Consider the following 24,972-nt stretch of genomic DNA (forward strand, 5'->3'; position numbering starts at 1 on the left):
TTATTCTAAGACCGCATCATTCTCTAGAGAGTGCATCGACAGGGTTGAGTTGTGCGGCGTTACGTGCAGGAATAAAACCAAACACAATACCAATCAGGCTTGAGCAGACAAAGGCTGCAACAATAGAGGTGGTTGAATACGCCATTTGAAAAGTACCGCCTGCAAAATGGCTAATCACTTGCCCAATGCCTAAAGCCAGTAATACCCCTAAAACGCCCCCTAAAATGCAGACTAAAATTGCTTCAATTAAAAATTGCTGCAAAATATCGCTTTGTCGTGCACCTACGGCCATACGCACCCCAATCTCTTGTGTACGCTCTGTGACAGAAACCAACATAATATTCATTACACCAATTCCTCCGACCACTAAGGAAATCACAGCAATTGCAGAAACCAGCAGGGTCATGGTGGCGGTGGTTTGCTGAATGGTTTCTCTAATACTGTCAGAGTTTTGCGTAAAGACATCTTGTGCGCCATGTCGCTGAACCAATAGACTTAAAATGGCATTTTCTGCTGCAGCGCTAGGGTATTCATCTTTTACTCGTACAATAATGCTGCGTACATGGCTTTGACCTAGCATGCGGCTCATCACGGTTGAGTAGGGTAAATACACATTTAAGCTGTCAGAGCTGCCCATCATGCTTTTTTGTTCTTCTACCACCCCAATAATACGGCTTGGCACACTGCCCAATAAAATCACTTGCCCGACAGGGTTGCTGCCATCACTAAAAAATGTATTTTTTGTGTTGTGATCAATCACCACATCTTGAGCTTGTTCAATTACGCTGTGTTTATCAAACGGTTGCCCAGACTGAAAATTCATGCCACGTACATAGAAAAAGTCTTCACTTACCCCATTGACTGTGGCTGAAGCTTCCGTGTCTTTAAAACGGACTGTGACATTGCTGTTGACTGAAGGGCTGACACCATCGACATAAGGTTGTTTTGCTAAAGCATCGGCATCGGCAGGAACCAGTGTTCTGACTTGAGAGGAGCGAGAGGTGTCCCCAAAACCTCGCCCCTGAAATACGGTGATGGTATTGGTGCCTAAACTGCTGATATTTTCTAAAATCTGTTTTTGTGAACCATTGCCCAGTGCCACCACTGACACGACCGAGGCAATCCCAATAATAATGCCAAGCATGGTTAAAAAAGTACGCATGCGATGTGCATTCATGGCCAGTAATGCCATGCGGAAAGCTTCGCCTAAGCGGTCTAGTGCAGAACGCCAAGCTGAGGTCTTTTTTTGTGGTGGATGTTCCAGCGTTTGTTGAGCAATCTGTTCCTGATCGGTAGGTATGTTCGGTTGATCGGAAACGATAAGACCATCACTGATTTCAATAATCCGTGTGGCATTTTTGGCGACATTGTGGTCATGGGTGACTAAAATAATGGTGTGACCTTTAGCATTTAGTTCACGCAAAATACGCATGACTTCAATACCACTATTCTTGTCGAGTGCACCTGTTGGCTCATCGGCTAGAATCACATCACCGCCATTCATCAGGGCACGAGCAATGGACACACGTTGCTGCTGCCCGCCTGAAAGTTGACTTGGTCTGTTCTGGGTTTTATCTGCCAAGCCTAAATCACTCAGCAATGCGGTAGCACGTGCTTGGCGTTCTGCGGCATCGGCACCTGCATAAATTGCGGGAACTTCGACATTACCCGCAGCGCTTAAATCACCCAATAAATGGTAGCGCTGGAAAATAAAGCCAAAATACTCACGCCGTAGTTGTGCCAATTCATCAGCTTCGAGTTGTCGGGTTTCGCGTCCTTTAACTTTGTAGCTGCCTGTAGTGGGTTGGTCAAGGCAGCCTAGAATATTCATAAGCGTGGATTTACCAGAACCCGATTGCCCCACAATAGCAACCAATTCACCTGGGTAAATTTCCAGATCAATGCCTTTGAGAATTTGTACGGTCGATTCACCCGCAGGAAATTCTCGGGTCAGGTCTTTAACCGCTAAGAGTGGCTGTGTTTGATGCTGCGGCATGCTCATATTACATTCTCACCGAAGGGCCAACACGTCCACTACGTTTCGCTGCATCGTTCGATGTATCAGAACCATCGGCAATAATCACTTGATCACCCAGTTTTAAGCCGCGAATAACTTGTACGGTTGCGCGGTTGTTCAGCCCGAGCAATACAGGTTGCGGTTGGGCTGAACCATCGGCCTGTAAAACACGTACTGTGCCTAAAGACGCTTTGCCTTGATCTATAAGTGCTTTTTCATTGGCCGTGAGTTCTAAGCGGGCAGGGCGATTTGGCAATTTTTCATCCGTTTTGTTGCGTTCAGTACGTGCAGATGTGTCTGCATTGTTGCTACGACCACGTGAGCGATTGGAGCCTTGCACGGCAGCCGCTGGAATTGTGAGTACGTTACGTGCTTCGGCCAATACAATCGATACTTGTGCTGTCATGTTAATGCGCAGCTTGCCATCTTCATTGGGTACATCAAATAAGGCGTTGTAATACACCGCATTGCTAGATGATGAAGAGCTACTATTACTGGTTTCGGTATTAATGGATTTTGGTGCAGGTTCAACTTGGCGCAAGGCTGCGTAATGCTTTTTCTCACTGTTGCCCAAAGTGGTGAAATAAACGGTTTGACCTTCTTCGACCTTCATCACATCTGCTTCAGAAATTTCTGCTTTTACAGTCATGGTGTCTAATTTAGCCAGTTTGACAATGGTGGGTGCACTTTGGTTAGCGTTTACGGTTTGACCTTCTTCGGTCACAATCGCCACCACGGTACCATCCATTGGCGCAAGAATTTGGGTATAGCCTAAATTTTCTTTAGAAGTGTCTAAGGTTAGACGGGACTGTTCAATTTGAGCGTTAATTGCAGCAATCTCGGCTTGTGCCGTTTTATAGTTGGCTAAAGCACTTTCCAGTTCAGCGCGTGAAGTGGCGTCTTGCGCATACATGGCTTGTTGACGTTGATATTCTGCTGCGACTTTGGAGAGATTGGCCTGTCTGACAGCCAATTGCGCCTGTTGATTTTTAATACTGGCTTGAGCAGTTTTAAATTCATTTTCTTGACGTACCGAATCAATTTGGGCAATCAATTGGCCTTGTTTGACCTGATCACCCAATTCGACATACATTTTTTTGACCTGACCTGAAACCTGCGCACCGACACTGACCATTTTGGTGGCTTCAAGTACGCCTGTTGCCAAAACCGCACTTTCAATATCGCCACGGCTGACTTCAGCGGTGATGTATTGCGGCTGCTCTGTTTTTGGTTTGAAAAAATACCATGCTGCAAGTGCAACTAAACAGGCAATCACAATTCCCAGAATAAGTTTGGTCGATTTTATTTTTGGCATGAGTCAAAAAAAGCAGAAAAAGAAATTAAGGGAATTATAGAAGCGAAATAAGGATAAATCGTGAATTTTTTAAAGAAATTGCAAATGAGAATTATCATCTGATTTAGGGGGAATTAAAGTGCTTTTTAATTGCACCACATAGTGACATAAATTTGCCCTAATTTAGGTCAATTTACCCCTGCACTATTTTAGTTCATCTCTATGATATTTTTATGAATTTTAATTAAAATTTAGTTGAAACTACAACTATGGTCTAAGATGATTAAAAAACCTTATTTTCTATATGGATTTAAAAATTAAAAGCAGCTAGTATCGAATTCCATAAAATAGTTATGGCTTTAATCATTAGGATAATACGGCATCGGGATGATGCGATAAAACACGACTTTAATCAAAAAATCTGAGGGGTAAATCATGGAATGGAGTGAAAAGTTTAATATTGGAATTGATGTGATTGACAATCAGCATCGTCAAATTTTGGACTATATTAATGCGCTAGAAAAAATTCGGGCCACGGGTGCGCGTGAACAAATTAAAGAAGTTTTAGATGATTTGATTGATTACACACAATCGCATTTTAGTTTTGAAGAAAACTTATTGGCGCAGGTGAATTATCAATATTTGCCTTCGCACCGCGGTATTCATGAATTGTTTGTGAAACGTCTGAATGATTGCCGTCAGCGTTTTGCTAATGGCGAATCGGTAGAAAATGATTTGTATCGTTTATTGTCTAAATGGCTAATTAACCATATTCAGCATGATGATCAGGACTATGTCGATGCTGTGCGTGACAATATGCTGCATTATTTGCGTTCGCAAGAACAAAAGAAAGGTAAAAGTTGGTTTGCGCGTTTCTTTAGCTAGGTTTTAGTTTTCACCAACCGCCTAAATCAAAAATTGACTTAAGATATTAGGCAGGTGATGTCGCAAACAGGGTTTTACCGCACAGTTCAGTGATCGCTTGAAGCACCAGATGTTCAGGGTTTTCCTTGGACATCCCTTTAATTGCAGCATCAATGCGTAATAATAAAGCTGGCCAGTGCAAAAAACAGTTTGGGTTTAAACGCCGTAAGGCCTGTTGATAAACACTGACTCTATTTTTCCAAATCCCGAGTTGCAGGGCATTTTGCGGTTGCTCAAATAGTTGCATCAGTAGACGCATTTCTTTGCTGATGCTCCATAAAATCAAACTCATGGCTTCGCCCGAAGCGATTAAGTATTGAAAAATTTTCATGGACTGCGCCAGATTGCCTGCCAGTAAAGCATCATTTAAATCATACGTACTGTAACGGGACTGATCTTGCAGGCAAGCATGTAAATGTTCAATTTGAATCTGTTGAATTTCAGGAAAGGTATCACTCACCCGCATCAAGCTATTTTTTGCAGCCAAAAGGTTGTGTTCATGGTGCTGCTCTAACCATTGCCATGCATCATGCCCTAATTGGATACCTAATTTTTCTGCTTCTAAGGCTAAAATTTGCAGTCGATCTTTGGGGTAATTGGCGGTCAGCGCAACATTGACTCCGTTGGCATCAATTAACTGGAAAAAACTGGATTTTAAGCTGTTGCTGTCCTGTTTGGGCATGACCACCAACAGCAAATTCTGTTCATTATGCTGAATATAGCTTTTCAGTTGTTTTAGGGTGGTGGCATCGGGCTTGATGTTGCCATGTACTTCTACGGCCAGTTGACTAGAAAACAAGGACAAGCTATTTAAAGCATTAAATACATTTTTCCAGTCGCTAACGCTATTTAAATCATAGCGTTGGCGTTCGATCTCTTGTTTTTGCCAACTTGCACGAAAAGCATCCAGCAAGTTTTGCTCGAGTAAAGGTTCTTGACCATGCAAAATCCATGCGCCACGTGCTTCATCAACACGTTTTAGGGCTTGTAGATAGTCAAGTTTCATAGATTAATCTGAACTCAGTTGCTTATTTATTAGGCGTGTAAACTGGTGGGTTGACCAAAGGTAAGCGGTTAGATGAAATTTGACGCACAATTTGCTGCGCAACATCATCAATAATCACTTCTCTTAAAAATTTTTGTTCCTGATCATCAGTGTTTACAGTTGCCACATCATACTGGTAACTACGACTTGCCATGACGGTACGGGGCTCAGTCACAGGGTTGCCTTGCGCATCTTCAATGCGGAACGTCACGCTTAAACGTAATAAAGTTTCGACCAGTTTGCCGTTCAATCTTAGGCGTTGTGGGGTATATTCCAATACACGCAACACGTAGGCATTAGGGTCATTACTGAGTTGGACACCTGCTGTGCCCATGTGAATAGATAGCTTTTCTTCTAATTCTTCAGCATTGCTAGGGAGTGCCAGACTCATTTTTGAATAGGCCACAGGTGCAATGCTTGGATTGGTGCCTTTTAAATGAAAACCACAGCCGACTAAGCCAGCACTGAGTCCGCAAGTTAAAACAATGACTGCTAAACGTTGGCTAAAGTGCATGTGCTGTCCTCTGTAATATTCTTGAAGGTTTAAAAGCGGAAGTTGAGAATATCTTGATTGTAGGTGGAAAGCCCGTTGACTGACAACGGGCTTTGTTTGGAAATTGTGAAATCCTTCAGAAAGTTCCTTCTCCCTCTGGGATCAGGGATATATTCCGCAAGAGGATGAGGGGGTATATATTTACCTCTCTCTAGCCCTCTCCTAAAAGGAGATGGAACTTAAGGATTTAAACCACCAAATTCACTAACTTATTTGGTACTACAATTTCTTTCTTGGTTGGGCCAGTCAAGAAAGGTTGTACTTCTGGTAAAGCTTTGGCCAGTGCAAGGATGTCCTCTTTAGAAGCGTCCACAGCCACATCTAGCTTGCCACGTAATTTACCATTGACTTGCACCACAATCGTTTGTGTGTTGCGGGTTAAGGCAGACTCATCTACGGTTGGGAAGAGGGTTGAAGTTAACTCAATTCCGAACTGTGCCAATAGGGTTTGGCTTAAGTGTGGTGCAAAAGGTGCAAGCAAGGTTAATAAAGTCACAATCGCTTCACGCTCAACGGCAAGGTCTTGTTCATCTTGTGCTTCAAACTTGTTGCACGCATTCAAGAGTTCCATCAAGGCTGCAATTGCAGTGTTGAATGCATGACGACGCTCAATATCATCTCCCACTTTTTGAATGGTTTCATGGGTTTTGCGACGTAAGTCCTGCGCTGCTGTGGCAAGTTTGCTGCTTTCAATAGTCGTTGCATTGCTGCCTTTTTCAAGGAAGCCTGCCGCCAAACGCCATACACGTTTTAAGAAGCGGTTAGCACCTTCTACACCTGCATCTGACCATTCTAAAGACTGATCAGGTGGTGCTGCGAACATCATAAACACACGTGCAGTATCTGCACCGTATTGGTCAATAATCGCTTGCGGGTCGATACCGTTGTTTTTCGATTTCGACATTTTTTCCTGACCGCCAACAATGACCGCTTGACCATCGCCCATATATTTTGCAGAAAGCACACGGCCTTTTTCGTCTTTTTCAAGTTCGATGTCGGCAGGGTTAAACCAAGTTTTCTTACCGCTTTCTGCTTCACGGTAGAAGGTATCTGCCAGTACCATGCCTTGAGTCAGCAAGTTGGTGAATGGTTCATTGCCTTGAACTACGCCTTCATCACGCATAAGTTTGTGGAAGAAACGTGCATACAATAAGTGAAGGATCGCATGTTCTACACCACCAATATATTGGTTTACAGGCAACCAAGTTTGCGCAGCTTCTGGTTTGACCATACCGCCAGTAAAGTCTGGAGATGCATAGCGTGCGTAATACCAAGATGATTCTACAAAGGTATCTAGCGTATCGGTTTCACGACGTGCTTCGCCGCCACAGCAAGGGCAGGTGGTTTGGTAGAATTCAGGCATTTTATTCAGTGGGTTGCCTGAACCATCTGGTACAACATCAGTTGGTAAAATCACAGGCAGTTGATCTTCTGGAACTGGAACTTGGCCACATTTTTCACAGTTAATCATTGGAATTGGGCAACCCCAGTAACGTTGGCGTGAAACACCCCAGTCACGTAAGCGGAATTGTACTTTTACATTGGCTAAACCTTGTGGTTCTAATTTTGCCAATAGTGCATCAAATGCTGCTTGGAAATCTAAACCATCAAATTCGCCTGAATTGACCAATTTACCTTCTTTAGAGCCGTACCATTCTTGCCACTGAGTTGCGTCAAAGTCTGCATCTTCAGCGCCTTTGGCATCAATCACCTGAATAATTGGCAATTGGAATTTATTGGCAAATTCAAAGTCGCGTTCATCGTGTGAAGGCACGGCCATTACTGCGCCAGAACCGTAAGACATCAACACATAGTTGGCAATCCAAACTGGTAACTCTTTACCTGTCACAGGATGCTTCACAAATAAACCTGTTGCCATGCCTTTTTTCTCGGCAGTCGCAAGGTCAGCTTCTGCAACAGAACCCATACGGCATTCTTCAATAAACGCTTTCAATTGCTCATTATTTTCTGCGGCTTTTAACGCCATTGGGTGTTCTGCGGCAACAGCCACATAAGTTGCACCCATTAAGGTATCGGCACGCGTGGTAAATACAGTTAAACCATCTGCATAAATTTCAGGATTTGCCGAAGGAAAGGTAATTTCCATCCCTTGAGAGCGGCCAATCCAGTTACGCTGCATGGTCAAGACTTGTTGCGGCCAACCATCTTTTAAAGTTTCTAAATCGTCGAGTAACTCTTGGGCATAATCGGTAATGCGGAAGTAGTACATTGGAATATCACGTTTTTCTACCAATGCACCTGAACGCCAGCCACGACCATTTTCGACCTGTTCATTGGCTAAAACAGTCTGATCGACAGGATCCCAGTTTACTGTCGAGAGTTTGCGATAAATTAACCCTTTTTTATACAGTTGCACGAATAACCATTGTTCCCAGTGATAATACTCTGGGGTACAGGTGGCAAATTCACGATCCCAATCTACTGCCAAACCCAATTTTTTCAATTGGTCACGCATGTAGGCGATATTTTCAAAGGTCCATTTAGCAGGTGCAACCTGATGGGCAATAGCCGCGTTTTCAGCAGGTAAGCCAAACGCATCCCAACCCATAGGTTGTAATACGGTTTCGCCTTTTAAACGGTGGAAACGACTAATCACATCACCAATGGTGTAGTTACGCACGTGACCCATGTGCAGTTTGCCGCTTGGGTAAGGGAACATCGAGAGAATATAACGATGTGGACCTTCGACAGTGTCGGCAACTTTAAAGGCTTTGCGAGATTCCCAGTCATTCTGGACTTGAGGTTCAATCGCACTGGCTTGATATTCAGGGTCAATGTGAGTAGTCATAAGGTTAAAATCAGGAATAAACGGTTAAAAAAAGTGTGTTGCACAGCATAGCGCAAAATGCAGCAAAAAGTGAATTTTGCGCGCTGGATTGTGCAGGAAAATTTAAGTAGCCAATACTTTGCAGGCTAAAAATTAGAAAACGGCTGGATTGGCACGTTCTTGTTGTGCTTTATTCAAAGCATCATTGGCTTCACGTTGCTGCTGATCCATTACGGGAGTGGGAGCCGTATTGTTAGCATTTGCAGGCGTTGTGCTATTTGCGGGTGCTGTCGTGGCATTGGTAGTTTGATTTGGAATGTTCGGCGCAGAATTTCTCCAGCCATAGGTATCGACCTTTCCTTGTTTTTTTGCAGTTTTAGGTGGAGGTGTGGTGGTGTAATGCGTCGAACCTTTTGCATCGACCCATTTATAGTATTGTTTTGCAGATACCGCACTGGTGCCTAAAATTAACATCAAGCTTGCAGAAAGATAACTCAAGCGACGAACGTGGTTTTTCATTGTAAATGTCCTGAGTAAAGGTGCAAAAGCAGACCTGAAAAAACTAAAGATGAAATTGTCTAAATTTTAGCAAGGATGTGTCAGGATGACAGCACTTTTAGGGGCTTTTTTACACGATAACCTGCGCTATTTGATGAAGAGCGAAACGGCTTTAAAAATAGACGATGCTCAGGGTGCTGTGTTCATTAAAAATGACGTCAAATTTAAAGCCAATTCATAAATAAACAATGTCTATTTTTTTTGACTTATTCTTTATTTTTATGGTTTTGATATGAAAAATTTATAGAAAATAAGGCAAGTGTCTGAAATTATATGTTTTATATGGGAATGTTGGATTTGAGTGAAAATTGTGAAGTACAGCACAAAGCTTAAAAAATGCACTGTTTATGAATAAAGCAGAAAAACCCGATTTTTAAACTTGACTTTAGTCGATGAAACTACAAAAATGCACACTTTAGTTTTATGTGCCTTAGATCGATCACCCTTCGAATAAGTGTCATGTCATGCAATGGGCAACTTCTCTAGCCGAGAAGCTGAACAAAGCTTATAAAATGTGTTTACCCCAACACGTTTTAGATCTCATATTGCTTATACGGTAATCAGATCGGAAATTTTTCCTATTGCTATGAAAACTATGAAATATGTGTGCTATAACAGTGCAGGAATTAATGAACAAAACACTGCAGGTGTCTCCCATTTTGCAGTGATAAGACTAGGGTGAATCACGTTGGAACTTTTATCTGGTGGTGAAATGCTCGTTCGCGCATTGGCGGACGAAGGCGTTGAGCATGTTTTTGGATACCCAGGCGGCGCAGTACTTCATATTTACGATGCGTTCTTTCAACAAGACAAAATTAATCATTACCTCGTGCGTCATGAGCAAGCTGCTGGTCATATGGCAGATGCCTACTCGCGCGTAACAGGTAAAACTGGTGTGGTGCTAGTGACTTCAGGTCCTGGTGCAACCAACACAGTAACTCCAATTGCAACTGCGTATATGGACTCAATCCCAATGGTGATTTTGTCTGGTCAGGTTGCAACACACTTAATTGGTGAAGATGCCTTCCAAGAAACCGATATGGTGGGTATTTCACGTCCGATTGTAAAACACAGTTTCCAAGTGCGTCATGCAAGTGAAATTCCTTCAGTGATTAAGAAGGCTTTCTATATTGCATCTTCAGGCCGTCCAGGTCCTGTTGTGGTTGATATTCCAAAGGATGCAACCAACCCAGCGGAAAAATTTGCTTACGAATATCCTGAAAAAGTGAAGATGCGTTCTTATCAGCCACCGCATCGTGGTCACTCAGGTCAAATTCGTAAAGCAATTGATGAATTGTTGAATGCAAAACGCCCTGTGATTTATTCAGGCGGTGGTGTGGTTCAAGGTAATGCATCGGAGCAATTGACTGAACTTGCACACATTTTAGGTTTCCCTGTAACCAATACATTGATGGGCTTGGGCGCGTTCCCGGGCAATGATCCACAATTTATTGGTATGTTGGGGATGCATGGTACGTATGAAGCCAATATGACCATGCACAATGCCGATGTGATTTTGTGTATTGGTGCGCGTTTTGATGACCGTGTAACTAATAACCCTGCGAAATTCTGTCCAAATGCCAAAGTAATTCATATTGATATCGACCCTGCGACGATTTCAAAAACCATCATGGCACATATTCCAATTGTGGGTGCAGTTGAACCTGTACTTCAGGAAATGCTAGTGCAGTTGAAACAGTTAAATGTTTCTAAGCCAAACCCAGAAGCAATTGCTGCGTGGTGGAATCAGATCAATGAATGGCGCAAAGTTCATGGTCTGAAATATGACAAGCCAACTGATGGCAGCATGAAGCCACAACAAGTAGTTGAAGCATTGGATAAAGTGACCAATGGTGATGCGATCATTACTTCTGACGTAGGTCAGCACCAAATGTTTGGCGCGAACTACTACAAGTACAAGCGTCCACGTCAATGGTTGAACTCTGGTGGTTTGGGTACGATGGGCGTAGGTTTGCCATATGCAATGGCGGCTAAACTAGCTTATCCAGATCAACAAGTTGTTTGTATTACAGGTGAAGCATCAATTCAGATGTGTATCCAAGAGCTTTCAACTTGTAAGCAATATGGCTTGAACGTAAAAATCTTGTGCTTAAATAACCAAGCTTTAGGTATGGTTAAACAATGGCAAGACATGAACTATGAAGGTCGTCACTCTAGTTCTTATGTTGACTCATTGCCAGACTTCCCTAAATTGATGGAAGCTTATGGTCATGTGGGTATTCAGATTAACCATGCCGATGAGCTTGAGTCTAAGCTTACAGAAGCAATGGCGATTAATGATAAATGTGTATTCATTAACGTAATGGTTGACCGTACAGAGCACGTTTATCCGATGCAAATTGCGGGTCAATCTATGAAAGATATGTGGTTAGGTAAAGGGGAGCGTACAGAATGAGACACATTATTTCCGTTCTCGTTGAAAACGAATCAGGTGCGCTTTCTCGTTTAGTCGGTTTATTTTCTCAGCGTGGTTATAACATTGAGACTTTAAACGTTGCACCAACCGAAGACCCAACGCTTTCACGTTTAACACTGACCACGTATGGTGATGATCATAAAATTGAGCAGATCACCAAGCAATTAAACAAATTGGTTGAAGTGGTAAAAGTGGTCGACTTGTCAGAAGGTCCACATATTGAGCGTGAATTAATGCTGATTAAAGTAAAAGCATCGGGCGCTGCACGTGCTGAAATTAAACGCACAGCAGACATCTTCCGTGGACAAATTGTAGATGTAACACCGACCACTTATACTGTACAGCTTGCGGGTACAACTGAAAAACTTGACGGTTTTATTGATGCGATTGCAGAAAATACGATCTTAGAAGTTGTGCGTTCAGGTGTGTCTGGTATTGCACGTGGCGAAAAAGTTTTAACCATTTAACTGAATTTAGTTAATTTTATTCATCGAATTCATTCCATCTCAAAGGATGGAGAGCTTGCTCAAATGCTGAATAGACCTGCATTTGAGCAAGATAGGAATCCAAAGCATTTTAGCGGAGACAGCAATGCAAATTTTTTACGATAAAGACTGCGACTTATCTATCATCCAGTCTAAGAAAGTAGCAATCATTGGTTACGGTTCACAAGGTCACGCACACGCGCTTAACCTTAAAGATTCTGGTGTAGACGTAACTGTAGGTTTACGTGCTGGTTCTACTTCTTGGAAAAAAGCTGAGAATTCGGGTCTTAAAGTTGCTGAAGTTCCTGCTGCTGTAGCTCAAGCTGACGTTGTTATGATCTTGACTCCAGATGAGTTTCAATCACAACTTTATCGCGACGTAATCGAGCCAAACATCAAACAAGGCGCGACACTTGCATTTGCACACGGTTTCTCGGTTCTTTACAACCAAGTTGTTCCACGTGCTGACTTAGACGTAATCATGGTTGCACCTAAAGCACCTGGTCACACAGTACGTTCAGAATACCAACGTGGTTCAGGTGTTCCAGACCTGATCGCGATTCACCAAGATGCTTCTGGTAACGCGCGTAATGTTGCACTTTCTTACGCTTCAGGCGTGGGTGGTGGTCGTACTGGTATCATCGAAACTTCTTTCCGTGAAGAAACTGAAACTGACTTATTTGGTGAGCAAGCAGTTCTTTGTGGTGGTGCTGTTGAATTGGTTAAAATGGGCTTCGAAACTTTGGTTGAAGCTGGTTATGCACCAGAAATGGCTTACTTCGAGTGCTTACACGAACTTAAATTGATCGTTGACTTGATGTTCGAAGGCGGTATCGCTGACATGAACTATTCAGTATCTAACAATGCTGAATACGGTGAATATGTAACAGGTACTGAAGTAATTAACGAACAGTCTCGTGAAGCAATGCGTAATGCACTTAAACGTATTCAATCTGGTGAATATGCGAAGATGTTCATCCAAGAAGGTGCGTTAAACTACCCATCTATGACTGCACGTCGTCGTCAAAACGCTGCACATGGTATTGAAGTAACTGGTAACAAGTTACGTGCAATGATGCCTTGGATTCAAGCAAACAAAATCGTAGACAAAGAGAAAAACTAATTTCTCGAATCAGTTGATTTGAATGTGAAAGCCCACTCAATTTGAGTGGGTTTTTTATATTTGTAGTTACGTGCCTTGAGAAAAGTAAAGCAGTGCTTTGCTATTCTTTCGTACCTTGGATTCAAGCAAACAAAATCGTAGACAAAGAGAAAAACTAATTTCTCGAATCAGTTGATTTAAATGTGAAAGCCCACTCAATTTGAGTGGTTTTTTTATATTTGTTGTTACGTGCCTTAAGAAAAGTAAAGCAGTGCTTTCACTCCTTGCACTTCATTCAAAGCAGTGCCTTGAATTCGCTTATACATTGGATTCAAGCAAACAAGATTGTAGACAAAGAGAAAAAACTAAGTTTTAGTTTAATCTTTATCTTGAAAAGCCCTTATTTTATATAAGGGCTTTTTATGGGAGAAATAATAGCTGGAGCGTACCTTATATTGAAAATTGGTGTGCTGATGGATGAGTTGTATGCGTGTTTTAATCATCCATTCCAAATACATCACGCGTATAAACCTTATTTTGTACATCTTGCAGCAATGAACATTTACGGTTGCAGACAATTAAATCGGCACGTTGTTTAAATTCGGCTAAATCATGAATGATTTTAGAGTTGAGAAATTTTTTCTGCTGTAGCCCCGGTTCATAAATAATCACTTTAATCCCGTAGGCTTTGAGATATTGCATTACGCCTTGTATTGCCGAGGCGCGAAAATTATCTGAACCGCTTTTCATGGTAAGTCTATAAATTCCAACTACTTTAGGTTCACGCTTACGAATGGATTCTGCAATAAATTCTTGACGGGTTTGGTTGGCATCTACTACGGCTTTAATCAAGTTGCTCGGAACTTGCGCATAGTTTGCGAGTAGTTGTTTGGTGTCTTTAGGGAGGCAGTATCCGCCATAACCAAAGGATGGATTGTTGTAAAACTGACCAATACGTGAGTCTAAACATACACCATCAATAATTTGTCGCGTGTCTAGATTATAAATTTGGGCATAAGTGTCTAATTCATTGAAGTAGGCAACACGCATGGCTAGAAATGTGTTGGCAAATAACTTAATGGCTTCGGCTTCAGTGGAGTCTGTAAAAAGTACAGGACAGTCCTTTTTGATGGCGCCTTCTATAAGCATATTGGCAAATTGTTTTGCACGTTCGGATTTTTCACCTACGATAATACGTGATGGGTAGAGATTGTCATGTAGGGCTTTGCCTTCACGTAAGAATTCAGGCGAAAAAATAATATTTCCAGTGTGATATTTTTTCTTAATCTGCTGGGTAAAGCCTACAGGTACAGTGGATTTGATCACCATGGTTGCCAAAGGATTAATAGCCAATACATCCTGAATGACTGCTTCAACACTTTGCGTATTGAAGTAATTGGTATCTGGGTCGTAGTCAGTAGGCGTAGCGATAATCACAAAATCTGCATGCTGATAGGCATCGACTTTGCAATGTGTGGCTTGAAAATTTAATTCTGATTTTGTTAAAAACTCAGAAATTTCAGGATCACGAATAGGAGATATTTTTTGATTAAGTAATTTAACTTTTTCTTCTAAGAGATCATAAGCCACGACCTGATGATGTTGGGCAAAAATCATGGCATTGGATAAACCGACGTAACCTGTACCTGCAATTGCGATTTTCATATTCAAGCAAATTTCTTATTATTTATATGTGTTTAATGTGGTGAAAAATTATTCAAGCTCGATGACGGTTTGGTGAAGCTTATATTTCTATGAAAGATTTGCGTTAAACTGTGCAGAAATGAAAAGCAAGCATCTCAGTTATGCCGTGTTAATGGTATGATATTGAAATTGCACGGGTGGATAATGGATGCATGAACATGAATCAAAATGACCTAAAGGCTCAGGCAGATAATTTGACTGAGCAGAATGTTGTGATCTGTATGAAATGGGGCACAAAATACGGGTCTGAGTATGTGAATCGTCTTTATAATATGGTGAAGCGACATACCACAGTCGATTTTAAAATGGTGTGTTTGACGGATCGTACTGAAGGTATTGATTCAAATGTAGAATGTTTCCCGATTCCGCCACTTGCATTGCCTGAAGGTGCACCTGAACGTGGTTGGAACAAGCTTTCGACCTTTGAGCCAGATTTATATGGTTTAACAGGTAATGCTCTGTTTTTAGACCTAGATGTGGTGATTGTTGATAATATTGATGGTTTTTTTACCCATCCAGGTGATTTTTTGATTATTCATGACTGGAAGCGTCCGTGGCGTATTACGGGTAACAGTTCAGTATATCGTTTTAAGTTAGGTGCATTTCCTGGTTTATTGCCATATTTTCGTGAACATTTTGATGAAATTCGTCAAAAGTTCCGTAATGAGCAAGCATATTTATCTTGGTATGTGGATCAAGAGAAAAAGTTAACTTACTGGCCAGACAGTTGGTGCAAAAGTTATAAATATCATTGTTTGCAAAAAATTCCGATGGCTTATTTTAAGCCACCTGTAAAGCCAGATGGTGTAAAAATTATTATCTTTCATGGTGAAATTAACCCGCCTGATGCAATTCATGGTGGTGGGGGTAAGTGGTATCGTTATGTATTACCATCGGATTGGATTAAAGAGGCTTGGCAGTAATTGAATCAGCATCCTGCGTTAAATCATGACACCCGATTGCATCGTTTAAGTGTGGTCATGATTGTAAAAAATGAAGCAAAAAATCTTGAGTTGTCTTTGCCTGCACTGCATGGTTGGATTGATGAGTTGATTGTACTTGATTCAGGAAGTACAGATCATGGACGACAGTTGGTAGAAGACGCTGGCGGTCAGTGGTATGAAAATCTTAACTGGCCAGGTTTTGGCAAACAACGCCAAATAGCCCAATCTTTTGCAACGGGTGAGTGGATTTTAGCTTTAGATGCTGATGAAGTTGTTACAGAAGAATTAAAACATAGTATTTTAGCTGCGATTCAGCAACCGCCCGCACAAACTGTTTTTGGTATAAAGCGTTTAGATTGTATATTTGAACATCAAATTGACAATGCATTTTGGCCTGTAAAAGCGCATTGGCGCTTATATCCGAAGAGTTATCAGTACAATGATAATTTGGTGCATGAGTCGGTCGTGCTGACTGATGCAATCACAAAAACATTATCGGGTTTCTTATTACACCAAACTGCGCCTACTCCTAAATTTTGGTTAGAGAAACGTTTAGATTATGCCAAGGCCTGGGCGATAGACCGTGATCAGCGAGGAAAAACGGTTGGAATTTTTGGCGTGTTTTTTCATACGTTTTGGGCCTTCATAAAACAGTATTTTATAGATGGTCGTTTTTTAATGGGTAAATATGGGTTTGTATATGCCTTATTATTTACCCAATATACATTTAATAAATACGCTATTTTGTACGATTTAAAGCATAATCGGGCAGAACAGACTTTTCAGGATTCCTTAAAGTTAACACATACTTTAAAGCCAGTAGACCAAACCGAAAAAAAATCTACTGTGTCACTTGTTATGATTGCGAAGAATGAATCTAAGCATTTAGCTGCATGTTTAGATACAGTACATGATTTGGTCGATGAAATTATAATTTTAGATTCGGGCAGCACAGATAATACTCGCACGATTGCAGAACAATATGGTGCTAAGTGGTATGTAAATACAGATTGGCAAGGTTTTGGCCTTCAGCGACAATTAGCACAAAGTTATGCCACAAAAGAATATGTGATTGTATTGGATCCAGATGAGCGCTTAGATCAATCACTGAGAGAGTCGATTGTTAATGTGCTAAAACAGCCTGTACAACATGACAAAGTTTTCACGTTTGCTCGTGTGAATCAATTTTGTGGTGTTGAGGTACAAAAAAGATTTTGGTATTCAGATAAGCTTGCTCGTTTGTATGCAAATGAGAGTTTTAAATACTCATCATTAGAAGTACATGAGTCTTTAGATCAAAAAAATGTGCCTAGTGTGCGACTAGCAGGATATTTAGCACATTTAACTAATGATGATTTACATCACTTTTTGGTTAAAAATATTCGTTATAGCCATGATTGGGCATCTGACAAATATAAACATGGCAAGAAGGTTGGTTTTTTTTCTAGTATTTTAAGAGCAATATTTTCATTTATTCGTGAGTATATTATTCGGGGTGACTTTATAGGTGGGGCTTATGGTTATTTGCTAGCTATGGCTTCAATGGGATATACATTAGATAAATATTTAATGTTATGGCAGATGAATAAAGAGAAGAAATAATAATGAATATTTTAATTGCCAATATGTCTCCCATTCCGGTTTATGCGTATGGTGGGACAGAGCGTGTGATTTGGGATTTAGCGAAAGAGTTAGTTAAACTAGGTCATCAGGTTACTTTTTTAGTTCCTAAAGGGTCACATTGTGATTTTGCTAAAGTAATAGAGATGAATCCTGCACTGACAATTGCTCAACAGATTCCTGATTATATTGATGTGGCTCACTTACAATTCCAGCCTAAAAATTGTGATATTAAAATACCTTATGTTGTTACAGAGCATGGTAATGCTCAACTTAATGAGTATCTAGATAAAAATACCATTTTTGTTTCACGTGATCATGCAAAGAGACATAACTCTGATGCTTATGTATTAAATGGATTGGATTGGTCAAATTATGGTGAGGTAGATTGGGCGAAGGAGCGAGGTTATTATCACTTTTTGGGTAAAGCTGCTTGGCGTTTGAAAAATGTTAAAGGGGCGATTCATATTGCAAAAAAGGCTAATCAGCAGTTACATGTTTTAGGTGGTGATCGTTTTAATTTTAAACGTGGTCTGCGCTTAACTTTCTCTTCTCAAATTAAGTTTCATGGCATGGTGGGTGGTCAAGAGAAGCTTTCACTGTTAAATGGTTCGAAAGGATTGATTTTTCCTGTTCGTTGGCATGAGCCTTTTGGGCTCGCTATTATTGAAAGTATGTATTTTGGTAGTCCTGTCTTTTCAACGCCTTATGGTGCAATTCCTGAACTGGTACCAAGTGAATGTGGCGTTTTATCAAATAATGCTGAAGAGTTAATTGATGCTATTAATACTCAAAAATTTGATCCCTTATATTGTCAGCAACATGTTGTAGACCAATTTAATGCTGAAAAAATGGCCCAAGGATATTTGAAAAAATATGAGCAGGTTATAAAAGGGTTCACACTGAATCAGCATCAACCCTATTTAATGAGTGAATGTCAAAACTTGGAATGGTATCAATAACTGATTTCATATTTAGAAGAATAGTCGAGTTATTCTTCTAAGCCAAGAGAAATATCTAAATTACCCGGACAATATGGAGGCTCACTATGTAAAGGATAGCCATTCAGAACTTGTTCATAATATTCAAGGTATTTTTTACTCATTACAAGATGATTAAATTTATCTCGGGCATATTCGTGACAAGCTTTACGGCTGAATTGGTCAATATTTTTGAGTGCCTCAACCATTTCATTTTTGCTGGAAGTACTTAGTCCAACTTCAGGAATGATGAGTTCAGGTACAGAACCATGATGGCTTCCAATAACAGGGCAGCCTAAATACAGGCTTTCAATCATTGCTAGACCAAAAGCTTCATGGATTAAAACAGGGAATATTAAGGCTTGTGAATCTCTAATCACAGCATTTTTTTTCTCACCACCAATCATGCCGTGGAAAGTAAGGTCTTTACCAGCATAGAAATAGGGTTGATATTTACCATTGCGCTTCCATTTTAAGCTGAATCGATTGCTACCAAGTATATGTAATGCTTTATTTGCTTTACGTGCAATTTCAACACTATCTTTTAAATTCTTATCACGATACTTTGCATTGGCCAAAAAATGGATATAGTTTTGGGATTTATCTAGATTAGGTTGTCCGTAATCATCCCAAAATAATCCATTATAGACAAAGGCTTGGGCACCACTACGCTCAGCGTGTCTTTTTCCTAAGAAAATAGTATTTTGCGGGAATGTTTTTGGTGTTAATTGCTGATTATGTGTTGTACATACATAAGGAGTTTGAATATCACCTTCAAATAAAAAATGAAAATGAATGATATCAGCCCAGCCTTCAACTTGCGCTTCTAATTTTTTTGAAGGATCGAATGTCAGTGCATCTGGATGAGTATTTGAGCTTTTGGTCATAAATTTTACTTCATGTCCAAGTTGCTTTTGTCCTAAATATAAAGCCCATAGGACGCGTTCAGTTCCTCCGTATTTTGGTGGAGGAACAGGCATACGTGTTAATAAAACGTGTAGGATTTTCATTAATGGATTAATTTAATTTAAATTTATAAAATCATAAAGGAAAAATTATTTTTTTCCAATTTTAATTGTCTATTTTTGATATAATTAGTCGCTAATAAGCAAGTTTATTTGGTGTTAGTTTTGAAAAATTTTGTTATTAGCCTTTCTTCAGCGATTGAGCGTAGACAACACATTGAGCAGGTTTTTAATAAACAAAGCATTGACTTTGAATTTTTTGATGCGATAACTCCAGAGAAAGCTTTTGAATTAAAACAAAAATATTTTCCAGAATGCAGTGCAGATCAAATTAGTCCAGCAGAATTAGCATGTGCGATGAGTCATATAGCAGTTTGGTTACGTGCCAAAGAGCTAGGTTTGAAATATGTAGCAATATTCGAAGATGATGTATATTTAGGGGAAAATGCAACTTTATTTCTAAATAGTAGTAATTGGATTCCTAAAAATATAGATGTTATTAAATTAGAGACATTTCTTACTAAAATTTTTTTAGGTGATTCTGCAGGTAATATACATAATAGAAGTTTATATCAATTAAAGCACTTTCATTTTGGCGGAGCGGGATATATTTTATCTTTAAAAGCTATTGATTGTTTACTTGCTGAAATAAAAATGAAGAAAAATATTTTGCCTATTGATTGGGTGTTATTTCATAATCCTATTTATGATAACTGTATTAAAGTTTATCAACTAAGCCCAGCTTTATGTATTCAAGATAAAGTAAAAAATAAGGAAATAACTTTTGAGAGTTCCTTGGAGGAGGGGCGGGTTCAGTTTGAAAGTCCAAAAGTTAAGCTAAAAATTTTAAATAAAATAAAAAGAGAAATATTTCGTTTAATCAATCAGGTAAGAACTTTAATCTTTTCAAGAGTTGTTGATTTTAAATAATGGCACAGGAAAATTTTAATTAAAAGTTAGTATTGAACTAAAGCATATTATATAAATTCCTATCTCCCTCAATCTTCCTAAACCGCTTATACCCCCACAAATACTGCTCTGGAGCGTAATTAATCATGCGCTCCATTTCTTTGTTTAAGGTATCTACAGACAGTTGTAAATTTTTAGATAAAATATCACTAGATAATTCGGTTACATAAATATCATAACCCGATAAATCATCACGTCTTAAACAACTTAACCCGATCACGGAACATTGGGTTTTTGCGGCTAGTTTAGAAAGCAAAGTGGAGGATAAAGCATTTTGACCATAAAAAGGAGAGTAAATCCCCCCAGATTCTTTAGGTACATGGTCGGGTAAAATCGCAGAAAAACCACCTTGCTTTAAATGTTTAAACAGCGCGCGTACACCTGTATCGTCGGTTGGTACTAAAGTCGCATTCAAACGCTGACGAGCTTCTAGCATAAACCGATCTAAATCTTTATTTTTGCTAGGTTTATACATAATGACAGGTGCAGTGTGTTGATTTACCCAAACATTTAGTAATTCCCAAGTTCCAAAATGAGGAACAACAGCCAAAGTGCCATTTGGGTTTTCTAAAGCTTTTAAAAATAAATCAGCACCATGAATTTCTTGAATCAACGAGAGGGCATATTCTGTAGATGAGCCCCAAATTTTTACAGATTCCGCATACGTCATGCACTGACTTTTAAGACTTTTTTTAGTTAGGCTTTGTCTTTCCGCATCTGTAAGTTCAGGATAAGCTGATTTTAAATTGATTTCGGTTGTGGTTCTTGCGGAAGAGTTTGAATAATACAGCAGGGAACCTACAGCTTTTGCCATAGATTGAATGATTCTTAACGGAAGACGAGAAAAATTCTTCAGCAAAGCATACATAAATAGAAATCTGAGAGTGATATATAGAAATTATTGTTTATCCGCATTCCCCGCCAACACCATATAAATCAGCCCCACAAAAATCACAAATGCACCGCCAATAGAACTTAAGCTAAAGTACAAAATACGGTCATTGGTGTCTAAGGCAAATAGGTTATTGGCCAAAATGTAACGCATGAATAACCATTGAGCGACAGCAAATACAATTAGCATAATGCCACGATTACGAACTGCAGGACGCATAGCCATAGTAACGCTCAACTAAAAATTCAAAACGAAGCGCTATTATGCCACTAGCTTGGCTTTATCTCAATTCATAAAAAAACCCTGCATTTGCAGGGTTTTTCTTGCAGTTTCAAAAATTATTCTTGAGGTTCTGCTTTCGGTTTTTCACGTAAGCGAATACCCAAATCACGCAATTGAGTGGCTTCAACTGGTGCAGGTGCTTGAGTCAATGGACATTCAGCTGTCTTGGTTTTCGGGAAGGCAATCACATCACGAATAGACGATGCACCTGTCATTAACATCACCAAACGGTCTAAACCAAATGCTAAACCACCATGCGGAGGTGCACCATAACGTAACGCATTGAGTAAGAAGCTGAATTTCTCTTCGGCTTCTTCTTCTTCAATGCCTAAAGCTTCAAAAATCGCTTTTTGCATTTCTAAAGTATAAATACGCAGTGAGCCACCACCAATTTCAGTACCGTTCAAGACCATGTCATAGGCAACAGATAATGCTTCGCCTGGATTACTCTTCACATCTTCAACGCTTGATTTTGGCAAGGTGAATGGGTGATGCACAGAAGTCCATTTACCATCATCTGTTTCTTCAAACATTGGGAAGTCAACTACCCAAAGCGGTGCCCATTCGCAAGTTGCAAGGTTCAAATCGTGACCAATTTTCACACGAAGTGCACCCATCGCATCGTTTACCACTTTGGCTTTATCTGCACCAAAGAACACGATATCGCCATTTTCAGCGCCTACACGTTTTAATAGATCAAGCACGATTGGCTCAATAAATTTCACGATTGGAGATTGTAAGCCTTCAATGCCTTTTTCAAGTTCATTGACTTTAATGTAAGCCAAACCTTTTGCACCGTAGATGCCAACATATTTGGTGTACTCATCAATCGCGCTACGTGGTAATGAACCCGCGCCAGGCACGCGAAGCGCAACAATACGACCTTTAGGGTCTTTCGCAGGGCCAGCAAATACTTTGAACTCAACGTCTTGCATTAAGTCTGCAACGTCTACCAGTTTCAGTGGAATACGTAAGTCTGGTTTGTCAGATGCGTAATCACGCATTGCTTCTGAATACGGCATACGTTGGAATTTGTCGAATTTCACGCCTAGAAGTTCATCGAACATCTTCACGGTCATGCCTTCCATCAAATCCATAATGTCATCGTCACTCATGAACGATGTTTCGATGTCGATTTGAGTGAATTCAGGCTGACGGTCTGCACGCAAGTCTTCATCACGGAAACATTTTGCGATTTGGTAATAACGGTCAATACCACCCACCATCAACAATTGTTTAAATAATTGTGGTGATTGTGGCAGCGCATAGAAGCTACCGTTAGATACACGGCTTGGCACTAAGTAGTCACGTGCGCCTTCAGGGGTAGCACGTGTCAAAATTGGGGTTTCAACATCCAAGAAACCATGATCGTCTAAATAGTTACGAATCAGGTTGGTCACTTTAGAACGGAAACGTAAGCGATCTAACATTTCTGGACGACGGATGTCCAAGAAACGGTATTTCAAACGAATTTCTTCTGAAATGTTGGTATTTTCATCGTTCAATGGGAACGGAGGCGTTTCAGATGCTGCAAGAACTTCAATTTCCTTGCCTAAAACTTCAATTTGTCCACTGACCATATTGGCATTTTCTGTGCCTGCATAGCGACGACGTACACGACCTGTAATTTTTAATACAAATTCTGAACGTGCTTTGTCTGCAGTTGCAAATGCTTCTGGAGTGTCTGGGTCAATCACGACTTGCACAAGACCATCACGGTCACGCATATCTAGGAAGATTACACCACCGTGGTCACGACGACGATGTACCCAGCCACACAGGGTAACAGTTTGATCAATTTGAGCTTCGGTTAAAGAACCGCAATAATGAGTTCGCATCATAGCGTTAAAAATCCAACTATATGGGTTAAGGAAGCGAATACGTAAACAGCGCACCGCCTTTAGCAAAGGTAGGATTATGCCTCTTTGGGCATGTGGCTACAAGAACCTGCTTTAAGAAATAAAGATAAATAGACGTTTTTTTGATTAAGTTTAAAAAAAATGTGGAATAATTATATGCTTTATTTTTTAGGGGGTTAAGGTGGAGTTTTTTTTAAAAAATAAATTGGTGTATTTTGTTCCATTAATTTTGCTAGCTTTATCTATCCAAGCTGTCTTCGATAAAGGTGCTGATGTTTACTATTACTCTGTCATAATATTTGTATTAGGTTTGATTTCACTTAAGTATCATAAATTTAAAGTTGATAGAAGCTTAATAATTTTTTGTTGTTCTGGTTTTGTTTTTATTACATTAAGTTATTGGTTGATGGGGAGATTTGATCAGATTCCCAATAAGTTGGTGGAAACGTATACAAATATATCAAATCAGTATTTCTGGGTTGTGCCTCTAGCTTTTGTCCCTTATTTAGTGGTTTTTTTCAATAAAAGCGAACAGTATATTTTTGAGCCTGTTTTTGTATTTATATTTTTCTTATTTGCTTACGTATTTTATAATAGTTATATTTTGGAATTTAATAGAGGCTTGCTGAGTTTTTTCTTTAATCCAATTATTATTTTTGATATAACTTTTATATCGTTGTCTTTTTTTGCACTCTTTTATGCTTTTCTTAAAAAAGGATGGATTAGTTATATATATCTATGTTTAAGTTTGGTACTTATATTTGTTCTTATTTTACATGGATCTAGGGGGACATGGTTAGGTTTGCCAATCGTTTTAATAGCATATTTTCTTCATTTTTATAAATTTAATTTAAAAAAATCACTTTTGATGGTCTTGTTGAGTGTTTTTTTTGTTATTTCAAATATTGTATGGGACGAATCTCCGATAAAAAAAAGAATTAAACAATTAGCAGAAGATAAATCACAATTGATTCAAGAAAATTATCAGACAAGTAGTGGTGTTAGAGTGTTTTTATGGCAAGAGTCATGGGAGATTTTTAAGGAAAATAAACTAATAGGTGTCAGTTCATATGGGGTCGAGAAGCATAATTGTGAATTAAAGGAGAGCGGTAAACTGCCTGTGTGTTTTCAACATATGCATAATATATTTTTTCATGAATTGGCTGCTAATGGGGTTTTAGGCCTTTTAGGGTTGGTTTTCACTTATGGGGCAATTCTTTATTTCTTTATTACTAAATTTTTAACTTTTTTTAATAATTTTAATGTGCGAGGCTTCTCTCTACTTGGAATTGTCTATGTACTTTACTATTTAATATGTGGTTTGACTGAATATTACTTGTTCTTTGTATTGCCTGTTTATCTACACTATTTTGTTATTTTAATATTGGCTGGGTTTGTTCTGAGATATGAGGCCATGATGAAAAAATAAATTTTAGTAGTGGTTTGATTAAATAATTGAACCACTATTTTGATAAATGGCGAATTCAAACATGAGGTGCGACAGTTTGAAAAGTCTTATGATAATCAACAAGCTGAGCAAATTTCTCTAATGGT

The 24,972-nt window shown here is 39.6% G+C and carries 21 protein-coding genes; 10 read left to right on the top strand and 11 right to left on the bottom strand.

All coding sequences use genetic code 11. From position 1 onward, the window contains the following. Positions 1 to 16: 16 nt before the first annotated feature. Together HHA41_RS00690 and HHA41_RS00695 are read right to left on the bottom strand one after the other, a co-directional pair. Positions 17 to 2,002: a MacB family efflux pump subunit gene (locus tag HHA41_RS00690; RefSeq protein ID WP_171525189.1), complete on the bottom strand. Its 1,986-nt coding sequence runs from the start codon at positions 2,000 to 2,002 to the stop codon at positions 17 to 19. Position 2,003: 1 nt separating this feature from the next. Then, entirely contained in the window at positions 2,004 to 3,332 is a 1,329-nt protein-coding gene (locus tag HHA41_RS00695) for an efflux RND transporter periplasmic adaptor subunit (protein WP_168460027.1), read from the bottom strand. A gap of 414 nt (positions 3,333 to 3,746) precedes the next feature. Between HHA41_RS00695 and HHA41_RS00700 the strand changes: the two genes are divergently transcribed. Beyond that, positions 3,747 to 4,196, top strand: a complete 450-nt coding sequence (locus tag HHA41_RS00700; protein WP_160243533.1) for a bacteriohemerythrin — start codon at positions 3,747 to 3,749, stop codon at positions 4,194 to 4,196. 46 nt (positions 4,197 to 4,242) lie between these two features. On the opposite strand, the gene holA is transcribed toward HHA41_RS00700, so the two are convergent. The 4 genes from holA to HHA41_RS00720 all read right to left on the bottom strand — a co-directional run bounded on the left by holA (position 4,243) and on the right by HHA41_RS00720 (position 9,140). Then, on the bottom strand, positions 4,243 to 5,241 hold the full coding sequence (gene holA / locus HHA41_RS00705; RefSeq protein ID WP_168460028.1) for a DNA polymerase III subunit delta: 999 nt from the start codon (positions 5,239 to 5,241) through the stop codon (positions 4,243 to 4,245). A gap of 22 nt (positions 5,242 to 5,263) precedes the next feature. Further along, on the bottom strand, positions 5,264 to 5,794 hold the full coding sequence (gene lptE, locus HHA41_RS00710; protein WP_168460029.1) for an LPS assembly lipoprotein LptE: 531 nt from the start codon (positions 5,792 to 5,794) through the stop codon (positions 5,264 to 5,266). A gap of 226 nt (positions 5,795 to 6,020) precedes the next feature. After that, on the bottom strand, positions 6,021 to 8,642 hold the full coding sequence (gene leuS / locus HHA41_RS00715; RefSeq protein ID WP_168460030.1) for a leucine--tRNA ligase: 2,622 nt from the start codon (positions 8,640 to 8,642) through the stop codon (positions 6,021 to 6,023). 132 nt (positions 8,643 to 8,774) lie between these two features. Then, positions 8,775 to 9,140, bottom strand: a complete 366-nt coding sequence (locus HHA41_RS00720; protein WP_168419089.1) for a DUF4124 domain-containing protein — start codon at positions 9,138 to 9,140, stop codon at positions 8,775 to 8,777. 85 nt (positions 9,141 to 9,225) lie between these two features. Here HHA41_RS00720 and HHA41_RS13170 point away from each other — a divergent pair, with 85 nt between their 5' ends. The 4 genes from HHA41_RS13170 (at position 9,226) to ilvC (ending at position 13,224) form a co-directional block, all read left to right on the top strand. Further along, positions 9,226 to 9,360: a hypothetical protein gene (locus tag HHA41_RS13170; RefSeq protein WP_257222823.1), complete on the top strand. Its 135-nt coding sequence runs from the start codon at positions 9,226 to 9,228 to the stop codon at positions 9,358 to 9,360. 507 nt (positions 9,361 to 9,867) lie between these two features. Then, positions 9,868 to 11,595 carry an acetolactate synthase 3 large subunit gene (locus HHA41_RS00725; RefSeq protein ID WP_019836444.1) on the top strand — a complete coding sequence of 576 codons (1,728 nt, stop codon included), beginning with the start codon at positions 9,868 to 9,870 and terminating at the stop codon, positions 11,593 to 11,595. Continuing rightward, the gene (gene ilvN, locus HHA41_RS00730) at positions 11,592 to 12,083 is read left to right on the top strand and encodes an acetolactate synthase small subunit (protein ID WP_004974986.1); all 492 of its coding nucleotides are present in this window, start codon (positions 11,592 to 11,594) and stop codon (positions 12,081 to 12,083) included. Before HHA41_RS00725 ends, ilvN begins: the two co-directional genes overlap by 4 nt. A 124-nt stretch (positions 12,084 to 12,207) precedes the next feature. Continuing rightward, entirely contained in the window at positions 12,208 to 13,224 is a 1,017-nt protein-coding gene (gene ilvC, locus HHA41_RS00735; protein ID WP_168419090.1) for a ketol-acid reductoisomerase, read from the top strand. Positions 13,225 to 13,698: 474 nt separating this feature from the next. On the opposite strand, the gene HHA41_RS00740 is transcribed toward ilvC, so the two are convergent. After that, positions 13,699 to 14,868, bottom strand: a complete 1,170-nt coding sequence (locus tag HHA41_RS00740; RefSeq protein ID WP_168460031.1) for a nucleotide sugar dehydrogenase — start codon at positions 14,866 to 14,868, stop codon at positions 13,699 to 13,701. Positions 14,869 to 15,059: 191 nt separating this feature from the next. Here HHA41_RS00740 and HHA41_RS00745 point away from each other — a divergent pair, with 191 nt between their 5' ends. From HHA41_RS00745 to HHA41_RS00755, 3 genes are read left to right on the top strand one after another with little or no spacing between them, the layout of a single operon-like run. Continuing rightward, on the top strand, positions 15,060 to 15,830 hold the full coding sequence (locus tag HHA41_RS00745) for a glycosyltransferase (protein ID WP_171525190.1): 771 nt from the start codon (positions 15,060 to 15,062) through the stop codon (positions 15,828 to 15,830). 57 nt (positions 15,831 to 15,887) lie between these two features. Then, positions 15,888 to 17,453: a glycosyltransferase family 2 protein gene (locus HHA41_RS00750; RefSeq protein ID WP_168460032.1), complete on the top strand. Its 1,566-nt coding sequence runs from the start codon at positions 15,888 to 15,890 to the stop codon at positions 17,451 to 17,453. A gap of 2 nt (positions 17,454 to 17,455) precedes the next feature. Further along, on the top strand, positions 17,456 to 18,433 hold the full coding sequence (locus tag HHA41_RS00755) for a glycosyltransferase (RefSeq protein WP_168460033.1): 978 nt from the start codon (positions 17,456 to 17,458) through the stop codon (positions 18,431 to 18,433). A 29-nt stretch (positions 18,434 to 18,462) separates the two neighbouring features. Here the strand turns inward: HHA41_RS00755 and HHA41_RS00760 are convergent, their stop codons facing one another. Then, positions 18,463 to 19,461, bottom strand: a complete 999-nt coding sequence (locus HHA41_RS00760) for a glycosyltransferase family 4 protein (RefSeq protein WP_168460035.1) — start codon at positions 19,459 to 19,461, stop codon at positions 18,463 to 18,465. Between the two features lie 120 nt (positions 19,462 to 19,581). Here HHA41_RS00760 and HHA41_RS00765 point away from each other — a divergent pair, with 120 nt between their 5' ends. After that, positions 19,582 to 20,346, top strand: a complete 765-nt coding sequence (locus HHA41_RS00765) for a glycosyltransferase family 25 protein (RefSeq protein ID WP_168460036.1) — start codon at positions 19,582 to 19,584, stop codon at positions 20,344 to 20,346. Positions 20,347 to 20,383: 37 nt separating this feature from the next. Here HHA41_RS00765 and HHA41_RS00770 read toward each other — a convergent pair whose 3' ends face one another. From HHA41_RS00770 to aspS, 3 genes are all read right to left on the bottom strand, one after another. Beyond that, positions 20,384 to 21,253 (bottom strand): lysophospholipid acyltransferase family protein, encoded by an 870-nt coding sequence (locus HHA41_RS00770; protein ID WP_168460038.1) that lies wholly within the window; start codon positions 21,251 to 21,253, stop codon positions 20,384 to 20,386. A gap of 30 nt (positions 21,254 to 21,283) precedes the next feature. Then, complete coding sequence (locus HHA41_RS00775; protein ID WP_034686420.1) at positions 21,284 to 21,502, bottom strand: hypothetical protein; 219 nt, start codon at positions 21,500 to 21,502, stop codon at positions 21,284 to 21,286. 113 nt (positions 21,503 to 21,615) lie between these two features. Continuing rightward, a complete protein-coding gene (gene aspS, locus HHA41_RS00780) occupies positions 21,616 to 23,400 on the bottom strand; it encodes an aspartate--tRNA ligase (protein ID WP_168460039.1) in 1,785 nt (594 codons plus the stop codon). A 199-nt stretch (positions 23,401 to 23,599) separates the two neighbouring features. On the opposite strand from aspS, the gene HHA41_RS00785 reads away from it, so the two are divergent. Continuing rightward, positions 23,600 to 24,847 (top strand): O-antigen ligase family protein, encoded by a 1,248-nt coding sequence (locus HHA41_RS00785; RefSeq protein WP_168460042.1) that lies wholly within the window; start codon positions 23,600 to 23,602, stop codon positions 24,845 to 24,847. Positions 24,848 to 24,972: the final 125 nt, after the last annotated feature.

Origin of the sequence: Acinetobacter sp. A1 (assembly GCF_012371315.1) — a bacterium.
GTDB lineage: Bacteria > Pseudomonadota > Gammaproteobacteria > Pseudomonadales > Moraxellaceae > Acinetobacter.